General features: G+C 61.3%; 18 protein-coding genes. 3 read left to right on the top strand and 15 right to left on the bottom strand.

Annotation, left to right across the window (positions count from 1 at the left end; translation table 11 throughout):
- Window positions 1–63 precede the first annotated feature (63 nt).
- On the top strand, window positions 64–282 hold the full coding sequence (locus tag Q0520_RS11620) for a nucleoside deaminase (RefSeq protein WP_298670251.1): 219 nt from the start codon (window positions 64–66) through the stop codon (window positions 280–282).
- Window positions 283–303: 21 nt separating this feature from the next.
- On the top strand, window positions 304–570 hold the full coding sequence (locus Q0520_RS11615) for a hypothetical protein (RefSeq protein WP_298670249.1): 267 nt from the start codon (window positions 304–306) through the stop codon (window positions 568–570).
- A 252-nt stretch (window positions 571–822) separates the two neighbouring features.
- Here Q0520_RS11615 and Q0520_RS11610 read toward each other — a convergent pair whose 3' ends face one another.
- The 8 genes from Q0520_RS11610 to Q0520_RS11575 all read right to left on the bottom strand — a co-directional run bounded on the left by Q0520_RS11610 (window position 823) and on the right by Q0520_RS11575 (window position 7,705).
- Window positions 823–1,491 carry a hypothetical protein gene (locus tag Q0520_RS11610; protein ID WP_298670248.1) on the bottom strand — a complete coding sequence of 223 codons (669 nt, stop codon included), beginning with the start codon at window positions 1,489–1,491 and terminating at the stop codon, window positions 823–825.
- Between the two features lie 175 nt (window positions 1,492–1,666).
- Window positions 1,667–3,172, bottom strand: a complete 1,506-nt coding sequence (locus tag Q0520_RS11605) for a glutamine synthetase family protein (protein WP_298670247.1) — start codon at window positions 3,170–3,172, stop codon at window positions 1,667–1,669.
- A 108-nt stretch (window positions 3,173–3,280) separates the two neighbouring features.
- Complete coding sequence (locus tag Q0520_RS11600) at window positions 3,281–3,556, bottom strand: hypothetical protein (RefSeq protein ID WP_298670246.1); 276 nt, start codon at window positions 3,554–3,556, stop codon at window positions 3,281–3,283.
- A 277-nt stretch (window positions 3,557–3,833) separates the two neighbouring features.
- Window positions 3,834–4,301 carry a hypothetical protein gene (locus tag Q0520_RS11595; RefSeq protein ID WP_298670245.1) on the bottom strand — a complete coding sequence of 156 codons (468 nt, stop codon included), beginning with the start codon at window positions 4,299–4,301 and terminating at the stop codon, window positions 3,834–3,836.
- A gap of 228 nt (window positions 4,302–4,529) precedes the next feature.
- The gene (rlmH, locus tag Q0520_RS11590) at window positions 4,530–5,009 is read right to left on the bottom strand and encodes a 23S rRNA (pseudouridine(1915)-N(3))-methyltransferase RlmH (RefSeq protein WP_342765275.1); all 480 of its coding nucleotides are present in this window, start codon (window positions 5,007–5,009) and stop codon (window positions 4,530–4,532) included.
- Between the two features lie 328 nt (window positions 5,010–5,337).
- Window positions 5,338–5,847 carry a hypothetical protein gene (locus tag Q0520_RS11585; RefSeq protein ID WP_298670243.1) on the bottom strand — a complete coding sequence of 170 codons (510 nt, stop codon included), beginning with the start codon at window positions 5,845–5,847 and terminating at the stop codon, window positions 5,338–5,340.
- A gap of 55 nt (window positions 5,848–5,902) precedes the next feature.
- Window positions 5,903–6,445, bottom strand: coding sequence for a hypothetical protein (locus Q0520_RS11580; protein ID WP_298670242.1), 543 nt, complete (start codon window positions 6,443–6,445; stop codon window positions 5,903–5,905).
- A 9-nt stretch (window positions 6,446–6,454) separates the two neighbouring features.
- On the bottom strand, window positions 6,455–7,705 hold the full coding sequence (locus Q0520_RS11575) for an AAA family ATPase (protein ID WP_298670241.1): 1,251 nt from the start codon (window positions 7,703–7,705) through the stop codon (window positions 6,455–6,457).
- Window positions 7,706–7,800: 95 nt separating this feature from the next.
- On the opposite strand from Q0520_RS11575, the gene Q0520_RS11570 reads away from it, so the two are divergent.
- Entirely contained in the window at window positions 7,801–8,040 is a 240-nt protein-coding gene (locus tag Q0520_RS11570; RefSeq protein ID WP_298670240.1) for a DUF5654 family protein, read from the top strand.
- A 6-nt stretch (window positions 8,041–8,046) separates the two neighbouring features.
- On the opposite strand, the gene Q0520_RS11565 is transcribed toward Q0520_RS11570, so the two are convergent.
- The 7 genes from Q0520_RS11565 to Q0520_RS11535 form a co-directional block, all read right to left on the bottom strand.
- Window positions 8,047–8,775 (bottom strand): hypothetical protein, encoded by a 729-nt coding sequence (locus Q0520_RS11565; protein ID WP_298670239.1) that lies wholly within the window; start codon window positions 8,773–8,775, stop codon window positions 8,047–8,049.
- 72 nt (window positions 8,776–8,847) lie between these two features.
- Window positions 8,848–9,546: a small multi-drug export protein gene (locus Q0520_RS11560; protein WP_298670238.1), complete on the bottom strand. Its 699-nt coding sequence runs from the start codon at window positions 9,544–9,546 to the stop codon at window positions 8,848–8,850.
- Entirely contained in the window at window positions 9,543–10,235 is a 693-nt protein-coding gene (locus tag Q0520_RS11555; protein WP_298670237.1) for a small multi-drug export protein, read from the bottom strand. The genes Q0520_RS11560 and Q0520_RS11555 overlap by 4 nt, the downstream gene beginning before the upstream one ends.
- A 39-nt stretch (window positions 10,236–10,274) precedes the next feature.
- Window positions 10,275–10,916, bottom strand: coding sequence for a DUF2284 domain-containing protein (locus tag Q0520_RS11550; RefSeq protein WP_298670236.1), 642 nt, complete (start codon window positions 10,914–10,916; stop codon window positions 10,275–10,277).
- Between the two features lie 48 nt (window positions 10,917–10,964).
- Window positions 10,965–11,390 (bottom strand): adenylyltransferase/cytidyltransferase family protein, encoded by a 426-nt coding sequence (locus Q0520_RS11545; protein ID WP_298670235.1) that lies wholly within the window; start codon window positions 11,388–11,390, stop codon window positions 10,965–10,967.
- Window positions 11,387–11,758 (bottom strand): Mov34/MPN/PAD-1 family protein, encoded by a 372-nt coding sequence (locus Q0520_RS11540; protein WP_298670255.1) that lies wholly within the window; start codon window positions 11,756–11,758, stop codon window positions 11,387–11,389. The genes Q0520_RS11545 and Q0520_RS11540 overlap by 4 nt, the downstream gene beginning before the upstream one ends.
- A 50-nt stretch (window positions 11,759–11,808) precedes the next feature.
- Complete coding sequence (locus tag Q0520_RS11535) at window positions 11,809–13,218, bottom strand: dihydropteroate synthase-like protein (protein ID WP_298670234.1); 1,410 nt, start codon at window positions 13,216–13,218, stop codon at window positions 11,809–11,811.
- Window positions 13,219–13,250 lie beyond the last annotated feature (32 nt).

The following is a 13,250-nucleotide window of genomic DNA, read 5'->3' as shown; positions in this document are numbered from 1 at the left end:
CAATTTCAGCGACCGGAATGTTCATGAACCGCCACACACTTTCTCCATCTGGGTGTCGTTTCAATGGACGAGTTCATGCAGGCAGCTCTCGAAGAAGCCAGACAGGGAGGTGCCGAGGGCGGGATCCCCATCGGCTCTGTGCTGGTGATCGGCGGTAAAATCGTCGGCCGGGGACACAACCGCAGGGTGCAGAAGGGCAGCGCCATTTTCCACGCCGAGATGGACTGCCTGGAGAACGCGGGCCGCCTCAAGCCGGGGGATTACCGCCGGGCGGTACTGTAATCGACTCTTTCCCCCTGCGATATGTGCAGCGGCACGGTCCTCCTCTACAAAATACCCAGGGTCGTGATCGGCGAAAACCGGACCTTCCAGGGACCGGAGGAGTACCTCCGCTCCCGGGGCGTCGAAGTGGTCGTCCTGGACGAGGAGGAGTGCGTGCGCCTGATGACCGATTTCATCGCCGCGAATCCTGAGGTGTGGAACGAGGATATCGGGGAGGAGGAGAGGGATCGTACCTCTTCGGGAGGAGGAGACCTATCATCGCCGATATCACGTCCGGTCTTTCGGTAGGATCGCGGCGAGCAGGAGTGCGAAAATAATGAGGACACTGTGTATTCTCAGGCACAGGGATCGAGACGCCCCATATAAAGCAATAGGATACATCCGTTATCTGCCCGTGCGGGCGTGAGAAGGAGGAGAGGCCGGGATTCGATCCCCACTCACCACGAGTTGTCAGGCTTTCTGATACCTTTCATCGACACGAACCCGCGGTTGACTCTGCCAGAAATGCACTCTGACGTTGATATGGAGTCTGATTGGGAGTTATTTCCACTCCCACATCCTGTCATTGACCGTTCCGTCGGGAGCAATCTCGATCTCAAAAAGCAGGGCTACGTTGTTGAGGCGGTTCAGGGCGGTTCCGGATGTTTGAAGATACCGTGCCCCCCGCATGCTCCAGCCAGGTCCTTTTGTCGGGACACTGATTCCCGAACCCTGCAGCACTGCCGTCTCTCCCTTTTCAGTCGCCATGATGCCATGACCTTTCGCCAACATCCCCCCCTGCGGCCTCTCTGTTGACCAGAATGTGGCAATTAATGTCACCTTAGTACCGAGTATCACCCCTTTCGATTCCATAGTCCTCTCGATCTTCAGATCCCCACCATAGTGGTGGGAGATACGCTTCCCCACCACGTTGCCGGTCAATTCGCCGATCATCTCTCCGAGCATATGGATCGCCATGCGTTCAAACCACCACCTCAAAGATAAAAGTATCTCAGCCGTGAGCGCTGGTGTCGCGGATCTCCAGGAGAGCACTCCTTCCACAAGGGCATCGATGCTGCGACCAACAAACCCTCGGAGTGCCTCTCCAAAGTCGAGCATCTCCACCGACAGATCGAGTGAAAGGATGGTGGCATTGAAGGATTCAGATGAATCGAAGGAGAGTGGGACCGCCTCGTGTTGGATCCATGTGTCGAGCGTCGCAGGCATCATGATAGGAAGGATCCATCACCTTCACCGTACATTTCACAGTGGTTTTCATCCCGTAACCTAAGGATAAACCTAGGAAGATAGAACAGAAAATCTAGAAGCAAATCTCAACAATCGAGAAAAAGAGACCCCCACCCACCCCGAAAAAAATTGTATCGGGAGGAGTTTGTCTGAGACCTTACGCAATGTCGATGTACTGCTCGACGAGTTCGCGGATCGCTTCGGTGTTGCCGTAGAGCTTCTCGCTGAGACCTTTATCGTTGAAAGCCTTCAGTTTCTCGACCCTGCTGTCGATCATGCCTGCCGGGAAGATGCCGTTCTCCTCGAAGATCGCACGCCTGGCGGCGAGGACATCGGCAGACTCAGAGCAGGACGCCGGGAGTTGCCGGAAGGTGGCGAGATGCTCCTTGAACTCGGGCCTGAAGATGTTGCCGATCACATAGAGGGCCTCAGCCTGCTTGAGAGCGTCGGGCATGTTGAGGCCGTGAAGGGAGGCGATGATCAGGGAAGCGACGGTGAGATAGGGGTCGCAGGAACCGTCGGCGACACGGTACTCGATCGTCTGCTTGGACGGCCTCCCGGCGGCGCAGTGGTAGCCGTAGGGGTTGGCGTCGCGGGTCATGTCGGCAGCGCCGACCCAGCCGAGGGGCACGCGGACCACGACAGAGCGGTTGCGGTCGCCCCAGCAGATGTAGGTCGGGGCCTCCTGGTGGGGGACCAGGCGGAGGTACGAGGTCGGGATGCAGTTGCCGAAGGCCGTGATCGCGTCCGCGGCGTCGAGAATGCCGGCGATCATCTTCCTGGCCATCGGGCTGAGTTTGCCGTTCTCGACCATGAGGTTCTTCCCGTCCTTCTCGACGAGCATGTGGAAGTGCATGCCGCTCCCTGCCTTGCCGACAGTGATCTTCGGGGCATAGCTGATCTTGACGCCGTAGCGGTAGCCGAGCATGCGCAGGATCCACTTCGCGATGATGATCTGCTCGACCGCCTGCTCCACCGGCACCGGCAGGAACTCGATCTCGTGCTGTTCGTAGTAGGTGTCCCCGTTGCAGAAACAGCCAACCTCGGAGTGACCGTACTTGATCTTGCCGCCGGCGCGGGCGATCAACTGCATCGCCTCGTTCCGCAGGCCCTCGAACTTCGCAAAAGGCTCGGCCACGTGGTAGCCCTTCTGGTCGCGGCCCGGATAGAGGTCCTCGCGCGGACTGATCACGTAATACTCGAGTTCGCCGAGAGTCTTGAAGACACCGCCGGTCTGGCGGGTGAACTCCTCGTTCGCCTTGCGGAGCACGTACTCGGGAGAACTCTCCAGGGGCTTGCCCTCGTTGTCATAGAATGAACAGAGGATCTCGAGGGTCGGCACCTCGGTGAAGGGGTTCATGAAGGCGGTGCGGTAGCGGGGGATCGCGTACAGGTCGCTGCTCCCTGCCTCGATAAAGGAGAAGAGGTTGCTGCCGTCGACACGCTCGCCGTCGGAGAGAATGGTGTCAAGGTGCTCCTTCGAGGAGATGACGAAGTTAAGTGTCTTGAGCTGGCCGTCCTCCGCGGCGTACCGGAAGTTCACCATCTCGATCGCATTTTCCTCGCAGAAGTGGATGATGTCTTCCTTGGTAAACTCCGCCGGGTCCTTCTTAAGAAAACGAACCAGATCATTGGGATTCATCAGGATCTCAGAGTCTTTCATAATTTCCTAAAGTTCGTTCTGGCCGGATAAAAACATAATCATTGATTTAACTCCTTTGCAGGCTGATTAAAACCAGAGAGGGCAGAGCATTTTCACTGGCGAGCGGCATCATAGCAGCAGGATCATGCCCAGCGCCGCATAATCATCAGGTTCTCTCCGGCGTACCTGGCCGTGGCACGCCATACAGAGCGGCACGCCGTGCCGCCGGGGACCGTCGCCGCCCGGAAAGGAAGGCGCCCTGCTCTGTCCAGGTTCCCAGGCCCACTTGGAGTCAGGGAGGGCGTTCCGGTAGATCGTCTTCCCGCAGACCGCACACCTGCCCTTTCCAGCATCACCGAACCGTCTCTTCCAGCATTGCTGCCGCCCCATCGTAGAGTCCGACACCAGGATCACCCTGCATTGAGATCGATATATTCTCGCGCGATAATAGAATATGATTACATATAAAACATGTGAAATATTTTTTTGAAATGATCGGCCAGTGAAACAAACAGGATATCCTGGAGAACGGATCATCCTAAAAAATCATTATTCAGTGCTATGCAGGCACCATGTCAGGAGAAGAATCTCTCCAGGTACACCTGAAAGCGGGAGGGCAACGACCGTCCCTGAATACTGGCAGGAAAAGGGGAGTGAACTCCCGACCCGGCCGTTAAAAAAATTATTCGATATAATCCCCGACCTCGGCCATGGTCGACGGGCCGACCACCACTTCGAGGACACCGTGTTTGAAGGACATCCGCTCCACGAAGAGGGTTGGTGACGGGAGGGCGACCGTGGTGTAGTACCGCCGGTCGCTGTCCTCCGCGGCGATGTGGAGGGTGGCGTCCTCCTGCCAGACCCTGACACCGTCGGCGGTCACGCCGGGGAGCGCCGCAGTCACAACAGTCTCTCCGCCGACCTGGTGGACCTCCACCTTCGGCTCATTCGCCCCGGTACCTTCACTCCCGGTCAATGCCTTTACCGGTGACCAGGTGGGGGGGAGGACATGGCAGTGCCCGTCCCTGATAAGCATATAAATCCCGAACGCGACGGGCTTGTTCTCGTATTCATCCTGTGCACGGCTCACCATCTGCCTGATGTAATCGCTCAGCTGCCTGAAGTCCTCTTCTGGTATATCCTGACTCATGCTGATTCCTCAAGTGTGGAAGCCGGTCGCCGACCGTCCCCGAAGTACACTTTTCTGACCAGCAGGTATAAATTTTTTGATCTCGCCATCTCCAAGGAAAAGGGAAATCATAGCAAAAAGTCCATTTGAGGATGATGGTAGGTATCGAGGGCCACGAGATGAAAAAAGAAGTATATACCGGGGCATATGCCTGCCGGCCTGTCTACAGAGGGAGGAACCGCGAGGGGATCACTTGTGGTAGGGTTCGCCTCGCACAATCCTGAAGGCCCGGTAGATCTGCTCAAGGAGGACCACCCTGACCAGGGTGTGGAGAAAGGTCATCCGCGAGAGAGAGAGGCGGATGTCGGCACGGTCGAGGACTGCCCGCGATAGACCGAGGGGTCCGCCGATCACAAAGCAGACCTCATGCGTGCCTGAGATCTCCCATGTGTGCAGGCGGGCCGCAAGGTCCTCGCTCGACCACATCTCACCGCCACAGTCGAGAGCGACGAGGAGAGCACCGTCACGGACTGCCGCAAGGATACGCTCGCCCTCCTGCTCCTTCACCTTCGCCTCCTCCGCCGGAGAGGCGTTCTTCGGCACCCGCTCGTCCTTCACCTCGACGATCTCGCAACTCGCATAGGGGCGGAGGCGCTTCTCGTATTCGGCAATGCCTTCTTCGATATACCTTTCTTTCGCCTTTCCGACGGCAACGACACTCACCTGCATCTGCGGGACCCCAGTACCTGTCATGCTCCTTCCCAGATATATATGGTGAAGGGAGAGGCGGCCATAAACCAGAGTTCGCCGATATCCGCGTGTCAGAGGTCATGGTGCCCCCTGATGAAGCAGCGAAAATCTCGCTACAGATAGGGAGGTTGAGGTCGGGCACCCTGACGCAGTGCGAGAGGAGAAACTCCCGCTCCCGGCAAAGTTCCTCGACTCCCCTGTCACCACCCTCACGCCGGTGACCCCCACACAAGTCCCCTCTCTCACCCCTCGCGGTGCTCGGGGCGCTCTGCATATGCGGGGCATACCTCCAGATGCAGCGAAAAAATTAACCCCTTTTTCCAAAGAGCCTCTCCAGAAGGGGACGCTTGAGGAGCGCGATCTCGTAATCGAAATACTCGACCCACTCGGAGAGGAGAGTGGTCTTCCTCGTCTCGGCCGCGAGCGCCTCTTCGAGGACGGCGACCCTTGCCTCAAGGACCTGCCTCTGGCTTTCCAGCCCTGAGCGGAGGGCGGCGATCTCGGCGTCCTGTCGCGCCACCACGTCCTTCAGGTCGCGGGCCTCGGCATAGGCCTGCACCACAGGGGAGGGCGCGGGCACAGGGCCCTCTTCCTCGACCGGGTCCACCGATTCTTCTGGCTTTTTTCCTTCCTTCACGGCCTCGGAAAGTTTTTTCACCGTCTCGACGGCCGCCGCGGTGTACAGGCGCACGGGGCCGATGCTCCGGTAGCGGAAGAGGTCAGGGTGAGAGGCGAGGTACTCCCGCACCTCGGTCTCGGGGAGACCGGCGAGGTCGGCGATCTCTGCCGGCTTGAAGTATTGCGTTCCCATTGTCATGGCGTCGTTCAGCAGATGATCCTTTCTTCCTTCAGCGGAAAAATGCTCTCATTTCTTACGGCACTCGCCCGCCCTCGACAAACCAGTCCATAAAATATCGGAAAGACCTGTTCCGCAGCTTCGCAAGCCCAACGTCAAAACCGTCAAGGACTACCTGCATGAACTCGATCCGCGAGACGCCGCGGGGGATGAGAGCGTTGAAGATCTCCTTCGTGATCCCCTCGGTCCTGTCGGGGACGGGCGGCAGACCGAGGACGGCAACCTCCTCATCCCTCACGCCGGCGAGGTACCAGCTCTCGATCTCCGCGATGACGATGACGACCATCTCGGCCTCCATTGCGTGGCCGAAGGAGTCCAGCGTCTCCCGCACCCGCCGGGCGGCATAGGGGGTGCGGTCGATGTCCCTGACAAAGACGTACGGGATCCCGGCCTTCCTCACCGCCCGTATGAGGTTCATCGTCCGCAACCTCTTCTCGCAGGCGTACTTCCAGACCTTCGTCTCATAGCCCCGTGCCGCAAAGAGGGGGGCGATGACGCGGTCGAAGAAGCGCTCGTCGTCTGGCCCTTCAACGAGGACGTAGAGAGGTATTTCCGCCATCTGTCCGCCTCAGAGGAGGTTCTGGACATAGAGTTCGTCGATCCCCATGCTCTCCAGGAAGACTTCGAGTTCGGCCCTTTCGGAGGGGCGGGAGATGGCCGAGTAGCCCCCCCTGTCCCTCCTGAGGAGGAGGAGGTTCTCCATGCCGCAGTACTTCACCACTTCCGGGTGGTGGGTGGTGACGATCACCTGCCGCCCGAGGTGGCAGGCGACGTCCTGCATCATGGTGACAAGTTTTGCGATGAGGTAGGGGTGGATGTTCCTCTCCGGTTCTTCGATGATGATCACAGGTTTCTCCTCGAAATAGAGGACGACGACAAGGGCGGTGAGGTTGATCGTGCCGTCGGAGACGAGGAAGGAGGGGATGGCAACGCCGGCGGCGTACTCCTCCTTCACCGTGGCGAGGAGAGAGCGGTCGGCTATGGCGTCGACCCTGATCTCCTCGATGAAGGGGAGGAGGTCGCGGACGAACGACCAGGCGCGGCGTTTCTTCACCGGGTCGGCCAGGATCCCCCTGAGTACCAGGGCGAGGTTGCCCCCGTCCTTTTCCAGTTCGGCCCGGCCCGGCACCTCCGCGGCCCTCTTTGCCAGGCGGGGGTCGAGGTCGTAGTGGCCGATCTCCCGGAAGAAACCCCCGACACGGGAGACGAGGGGCGAGAAGGTCGGGTAGATCGCGGGGTTCTCCAGGACCGACTCGTCGGGGGCAAGCCTCGCCGGCATCAGAGGGGTGCACTCAGGTTCAGGTGCAAGGCCGGGCGGCGTCACGGTGCAGTTGACAGAACCGTCGGCCGACCTGACAAGGGTGATCTCCCCCTCGCCCAGAGGGGATGACCGACCTTCGCCATCCATGAGCGTGTAGGTGCACGACGCCGTGATCGTCTCACCGGCCACGGTGCAGCCACCCCCAGCGCAGGCGAGGGTGATCTCGTAGCTGCCCCGCAGGGCGGACGCCTCGATCACCCTCCCGCCGTCCCGGAAAAAGCGCACTCTGGCCGGGTCGGCGGCGGCGTCGAGGGAGACTGAGATCCCGGTCGTCTCGCCGGGAGGGGCACGGAGGTTCCGGATGTATTCGCCACCCCCCTGGAGGGAAACGGCATTGGCAAAGCCCTCGCGTGCGCAGTCTGAGAGGAAGGTGAAGACATCGACAAAGTTCGACTTGCCGGCGGCATTCGGGCCTATGATCACGGAAAATGGACCAAAGACTGTCGATGCAGCCCGAAAACTCTTGAAGTTCCTGAGAGAGAGACCTGAAATCTTCATCGCACACCTCAGGGACGGGTATGGCCGTCGGTGAAATAAAGGGCTTCTCATTTGAGAATCCACACGTTTATATGTCGCACGGCATATGCCGGGACATGGGATTCTATGGAGAAGTGCTCGACAAGGTCTCAGACCTGATCACGGCCGCATTCGGACTGGTCGCCGCCCTCGCATGGAACGGCGCGATCCAGGCGCTCTTCGTCCAGGCCTTCGGGACGACGGAGAGCCTCGCGGCACAGTTCAGTTATGCGATCATCGTCACGGTCATCGCCGTGCTCGCCACGATCTGGATCGCACGGCTGGCCGCACAGGCAGGAAGAGAGAAAAAAGAGTGAAGGGGTTCACTTCCAGATCCAGCCGATGACCCCGCGGTCCGCGGTCTCGTTCCCGGCGAGGGCCAGGAGGCGCTCCTGCTCCTCCTCCATCACGCGCAGCTGGTCCTGGAGAAGGCTGCGGGTCTCGTTGTCGCAGGTGCAGTTCTCCACCAGACGTTGCATCTCCCTGATCTGGTCGCGGCTCTGGTTCAGACTCTGGAACAGGGTCTCGGCCGCGGTCTCGTCACCGCCGGCAAGGAAGCGGAGCCAGCCCGGCCGTGCCTGGATCTGCTCCTCGACCTGGAGGCGGGTCTGGACCGAGTTGTTGAAGGTGCGGGCGATCGCGGAGACGTTCTTCCCGATGCCGCCGTCCATCTCGCCGAGGGCGAGGAAGGTGTGGACGGCGAGGCGGACCTCGTTCTGGTTCTTCCAGACCTTCTGCTTCTCAGGGGGGAGAGCGCCGGTCTCGTTCTCCAGGTCGTCCGCGGTCTGGTTGATCTCTTCCCTCAGGCGCTCGTGGAGGGTGGCGTTCTTCTTCACCTGGCCGGGGGGGACGGAACTCACCTTCACTGTGAGAGGTTTGCCCTTTCCCGGCGCCTTCGTCGGTTCGACTGTCACATTGTCCTCTGCGTCATCCTCCTGAAGGGACGGGGTACTGTTTCCTGCTTTTCCATGACCGTTGCCATTGCCGGGTACCGCAAGGGCTGGCGCAATGAGGAGGAGACAGAGGATGAGGACTGCCACTTTTCTCATCATCAATATTCACCTGAAGTGCCTCTGTCAGGACGGGATATGAATACTCTGAACCAGGTAGTTCAGCCTTCGCGATCAAGTGCACCCTTTGTGATCGAGGGAGGCAGTATATCTCTTCCAGAGGAACCAGAGCACCACGATTGCCAGGACTATCAGGCCGATGGCCCCGAGGCCCAGTTTCAGGTCCTCCCTGAAGAGGGCAATGACAGCGTCGGCACCGAGGGCGATCGCATAACTGCTGATAAAACTCCCGAGGAGCACGCACCCGACAGCACGCCGGGCGCTGAAGCCCATGACCCGCCCGAGGATCGTGGAGTTCATACCTCCCGATCCCTGGAAGGGGACGATCACAAAGATGATCAGACCCACTGTCGAGAGACGTTCAAGCCAGGGGCGGTTATTGAGGAAGGCCCGACCTCCGGTCATGAACTTCCCGATGAAGGGGCCGAGCACCGGGATCTTCAGGGTGAGGTCGAGGTTGAAGGCGACGAAGAGAGAGAAGCAGAGGTCTATCGTCACCGTGCAGGCGGCGATGAGCCACCACGGTACCCCAAGACCGATCCCGACTGGTATCACCGTCTCCTTGCCTGCAGGCGGCACGGCGTATACAAAGAGCAGTCCGGCAAGGATCAGGAACTCCTGGTAGGAGTGCGTGAGATAGAGTGCAAGGAGGAGGAGAGCGGCAAGCCCAAAGGGGAGGGAGAGCTTGATCGCCCTGTCAATAAGGGGGTTCGCGTGGAAGGAGACATCCCCGAGGGAGAAAGATCCAGTCATCTATCGCGAGAGATTGGCGGCCCATCCTTATGAAAGAGTGCCACACGGTAGAGAAGGAGGGTGGCCGCACCGGCAAGGACAAGTACGACTGCCACCGTACCGGCGGTGCAAGACCCGCGGAGGAGGTCTGCGGCGGCACCGGCACCAAAAGCAAGGAGGGCCGACCCCACGACACATCCTGCTGAGACGCAGATGACCACCGCACACCTCCCCATCCCGAGTAGCCTGCCGGCGAGCGCACCGCCGATCCCGCCAGACCCTGCAAAGGGGAGGACGGTAAAGAGGACGAGGCCGGGATAGGAGAGGCGGCGGAGTGCGGGGTGGCGCTCAAAGAAGGCTCCGGCGGTACAGGCGGCACGGGAAAGGGCCGGCCCGATGTACGGGAGGGTCACCAGGAGGTCGGCGTTCAGGGCGACGAGGAGACACCCGGCAATGTCCACCCAGGCAAAGGAGGCGGCGGTGAGCCACCAGGGATATCCGAGGGCCGCCGCAAGAGGGATCAGGGTCTCGCCCCCCACAGGCGGGACGATATATGCCGTAACAAGGGCGAGGTAGACGGGCGCACGGTCAGGGAAGGCAAGGACAAGGACAAGGACGTACAGGGGATACATCAGGAGAGGGAGGCCGAGCCTGAGGGTGCGGTCGAAGACAGGATCGCTTACAAACAGCAGGTCTCCCTTCCAGTCCATCGGAAAGGGGTCGGTGCCTGCGGATAAAAGTGTGGCGGGTTACTCCAGGAGGACAAGCCCGACCGACCTGATATCTCCGTGGACGATCTTCCCGTAGGCCATGTTCTTACAGGGGATCACCCCGAGGTCCCAGCCGACGCTCTGCGCTGTGGCAAAGACATCCATCCCGGCCGCTTCCATGCTCGGCCGCATCAGGTCGGGGTACCGGCAGAAACGGCGCATGGACTCGTCCACCTGCCCATCCCTCTCCTCGGGGGCACAGGTCTCGCAGTAGATGCAGGGGTATGCCCCGAAACCAAATGCTTTGTAGAATCCGTCATAGAAGGCGACCTTCTCGAGAGCGTGGACGGTCCCGTTCACCCAGATGATCAGGTCGCGGAAGAAAGAGTGGAAATCGTCGGGGATCTGGTCGGGCCTGAGGTCAGGGTGGGCCGGGTCGCCGTCGAAGCGGAGGAGGAGACCCCAGCGGTAACCGGCGACCATCTGCCGCGTCTCCGCCGGTGTCGGGGCATAGGGCGGGCAGGAGAGGTGCTTCCCGTAGCCCTTGCAGCCGAATCGGCACTTATACCGCACCCAGTCGGCGACCACGACCTCCGCCGCAAGGATCGGCGCGGCGACGACCCCCCTCTTCCCGGCGACCGCGACCAGTTTCTCGATCTCGACCTTCAGTCCGTCCCTCATCCCCCACCACACGGCCCATAGCGCCGGGGAGAGGATAAGGGTTGCGGGTCAGGTGCGGTGGCCCCGCTCGGCGAGGATGCGCCCGACGATCTGGGACGAGGAGGAGAGAGGCCCCTCATACCGACCGACCCGCACCACGCGGGCCCTCAGGCCGTGTTCCCGCAGGGCCCTCTCCAGGTCCTCCTCTTTGAAGAACTGGTTGAAGCCGAGGGTGATCACGTCGGGGTCGATCTCCCTGATGGGGGCGAACATATCGGTCTGGTCACCGAGGCGGGCATGGTCGACCGGCTTTAATGCCGCCACCATCGCAAGGCGCTGGTCCTCAGGGATGATCGGCTTTGGCTTGTGGCGGACATTGACGTCCCGCGCCACGATCACATGGAGTTCGTCGCCGAGTTTCTTCGACTCCGCCAGGTAGAAGAGGTGGCCGGGGTGGAGGAGGTCAAAGGTGCCTGTGGCGACGATACGCTTCATTCCACCACCTCAAGGTCATAGGGCTGACCGTCCGCGGTGAAGCAGGCCCAGTCGCCGGGGCCGTACGGCCAGCCGATGATCAGGTGACAGCGACCTGTCCGCGGGAAGAAGGAGAGGTCGGCATCTGAGGGATAGAGGACACCGTTCGGGTGGGAGTGGGCGCTCCCCGCATTGTGGGTGCCGAGGGGGAGCATGTCCAGGAAGACGCTCGCACTCTCCTCATTGCTTGTCGTCCCCGGCACGAGGTCGAGTTCGGTGATGATGCCGTTCTCCTCCCTGAGGATGGCGGCGAACTCGTTCGGGTGGTGCTCGACCCCCAGCCTGAGGAGGAGGTCGAGGAGGTCGGCGGAGATTCCCCTGATCTTCATAGGTTTATGGATCTTGGGCGGCATGGCCAATCAATGATTGCATCGGAAGATCAGAAGGGACCGTCCTGCACATAACTCCTGCCGAGGTGCGCCGCCACCTCGGCCCGAGCCAGTTCCCGGCCGAGATAGGCGGCATGGTCGAGACGGGTGACGCACCCCCCGTCCAGAAGGGCGGCGGTGAGGTCAGCGGCCGTCCTACCGCGGTAGACAGTTCCCTGGTGTTCGGTGAGGATCCAGCCCCCGGCGACGGCGATCCTGATGTTCCCCGCGGGGTCCGGGGTGAATGCGTCTGAGGCCGGGGGGACGTCGACGGGGTCGCCCGCGGGGAGGGGTTCGCGCCGACGCCTCTTCTCCTTGAGGACGAGGAGGTCGATGCCGAGGTCCTTCGGGTACGGGTGGTCGCCCATCACCGCCATCATCTCTGTCGCCCGGCGCATCTCCGCCACCGACCCTCTCGTCTTGTCAGAGTGTTCTGAGGTGAAGACAACAGAGGCCCCGACCTCGTGTGCGCAGGCCGCAAGCAGGGCGTTCACGCCGACAGAGTCGGCGTCGATGAGTTCGGCGACATTGCCGGCGCCGAAGAAGAGGGGGACGTCATCACCGGAAAAGCCGCAGAGTGAGGCGACAAGGCCCGAACCTGCAGGCTGGAGCAGTGGGTCGGCGACGAGGGCGGCGATCCCGGCGGCCCGTGCCGCACTGAGGTTCGCCGCAAGGCCGGCCGCACCCGGCACGACGACGGCGGCGACACCGGCCGCGGCAACCTCCTCACCGACGAGGGGGATGTTCCCCTCGTGAAGGGAGAGGATGAGGTCGGCCCGCCCGAGCGCTGCCCTGATCAGGGCAGGGTCCTGCGTGTCCGCGGCAAGAGGGCCTTCGACCCCGTCGAGGGCCGCAAAGCACCTCTCAACATCTGCAGGCGTCGCGTCGAAGCCGAAGCCGAGGTCGACGATGTCGGCGCCCTTCGCGTAGAAATCCTCGACGGTGTCCCTCAAGGCGGGGTGGCAGTGGGCGTCCATGATCTCGGCGAGGACCTTCATCCGCGACCCGCCGCCGATCTTCGTACCCCGCAGGACGATGTCTGGCTCAGCCGCATCTTCGAGGGCCGAAAGCCAGCGGTACGCCTCGGCCCGCCTCTCCGTTGCAAAGAGTTCGTCGGCAGGGACCTCCCGCGAGAGGGCGACCCTCCCGATGAGGGGGAGGACCATGGCGAGGTCGGCGGCATGGCGCGGGCCCCGGTAGACCGGCACTCCTGTCTCCACCTCGACGGCGGCAAAGGAGGCCGTCGACATCCCGGAGACGAGCACAAGATCATAATCGCCAGCCCCGATGAGATCTCGAAGAGTTTCCGGAGTCAGGAAAGCGGCGATCTCGCCGGTGACGACGACGTCGGCGTCAAAGTCTTCGGCGGCCTTCCGGACGACTCCGGCGGTCGCCTCGCCTGTAGGAAGGAGGATCCGCATACCATTCCTTAAGAAGGCGGAGACCTAAAATG

Source organism: uncultured Methanofollis sp. (assembly GCF_937919355.1).
In the GTDB taxonomy this organism is placed as follows: domain Archaea; phylum Halobacteriota; class Methanomicrobia; order Methanomicrobiales; family Methanofollaceae; genus Methanofollis.
Note: the sequence above shows the minus strand (reverse complement) of the source record. Positions and strands in the feature narration are given on the sequence as shown.

Bases quoted from the DNA above. Each gene is read 5' to 3' on its own strand.
- rlmH (WP_342765275.1), bottom strand. From the start codon at position 5,009: ATGCAGGTGAGTGTCGTTGCCGTCGGAAAGGCGAAAGAAAGGTATATC.
- Q0520_RS11605 (WP_298670247.1), bottom strand. From the start codon at position 3,172: ATGAAAGACTCTGAGATCCTGATGAATCCCAATGATCTGGTTCGTTTT.
- Q0520_RS11535 (WP_298670234.1), bottom strand. From the start codon at position 13,218: ATGCGGATCCTCCTTCCTACAGGCGAGGCGACCGCCGGAGTCGTCCGG.
- Q0520_RS11580 (WP_298670242.1), bottom strand. From the start codon at position 6,445: ATGGCGGAAATACCTCTCTACGTCCTCGTTGAAGGGCCAGACGACGAG.
- Q0520_RS11560 (WP_298670238.1), bottom strand. From the start codon at position 9,546: ATGACTGGATCTTTCTCCCTCGGGGATGTCTCCTTCCACGCGAACCCC.
- Q0520_RS11565 (WP_298670239.1), bottom strand. From the start codon at position 8,775: ATGATGAGAAAAGTGGCAGTCCTCATCCTCTGTCTCCTCCTCATTGCG.
- Q0520_RS11615 (WP_298670249.1), top strand. From the start codon at position 304: ATGTGCAGCGGCACGGTCCTCCTCTACAAAATACCCAGGGTCGTGATC.
- Q0520_RS11555 (WP_298670237.1), bottom strand. From the start codon at position 10,235: ATGGACTGGAAGGGAGACCTGCTGTTTGTAAGCGATCCTGTCTTCGAC.
- Q0520_RS11585 (WP_298670243.1), bottom strand. From the start codon at position 5,847: ATGACAATGGGAACGCAATACTTCAAGCCGGCAGAGATCGCCGACCTC.
- Q0520_RS11570 (WP_298670240.1), top strand. From the start codon at position 7,801: ATGGGATTCTATGGAGAAGTGCTCGACAAGGTCTCAGACCTGATCACG.
- Q0520_RS11550 (WP_298670236.1), bottom strand. From the start codon at position 10,916: ATGAGGGACGGACTGAAGGTCGAGATCGAGAAACTGGTCGCGGTCGCC.
- Q0520_RS11540 (WP_298670255.1), bottom strand. From the start codon at position 11,758: ATGAAGATCAGGGGAATCTCCGCCGACCTCCTCGACCTCCTCCTCAGG.
- Q0520_RS11610 (WP_298670248.1), bottom strand. From the start codon at position 1,491: ATGATGCCTGCGACGCTCGACACATGGATCCAACACGAGGCGGTCCCA.
- Q0520_RS11545 (WP_298670235.1), bottom strand. From the start codon at position 11,390: ATGAAGCGTATCGTCGCCACAGGCACCTTTGACCTCCTCCACCCCGGC.
- Q0520_RS11595 (WP_298670245.1), bottom strand. From the start codon at position 4,301: ATGAGTCAGGATATACCAGAAGAGGACTTCAGGCAGCTGAGCGATTAC.
- Q0520_RS11575 (WP_298670241.1), bottom strand. From the start codon at position 7,705: ATGAAGATTTCAGGTCTCTCTCTCAGGAACTTCAAGAGTTTTCGGGCT.
- Q0520_RS11620 (WP_298670251.1), top strand. From the start codon at position 64: ATGGACGAGTTCATGCAGGCAGCTCTCGAAGAAGCCAGACAGGGAGGT.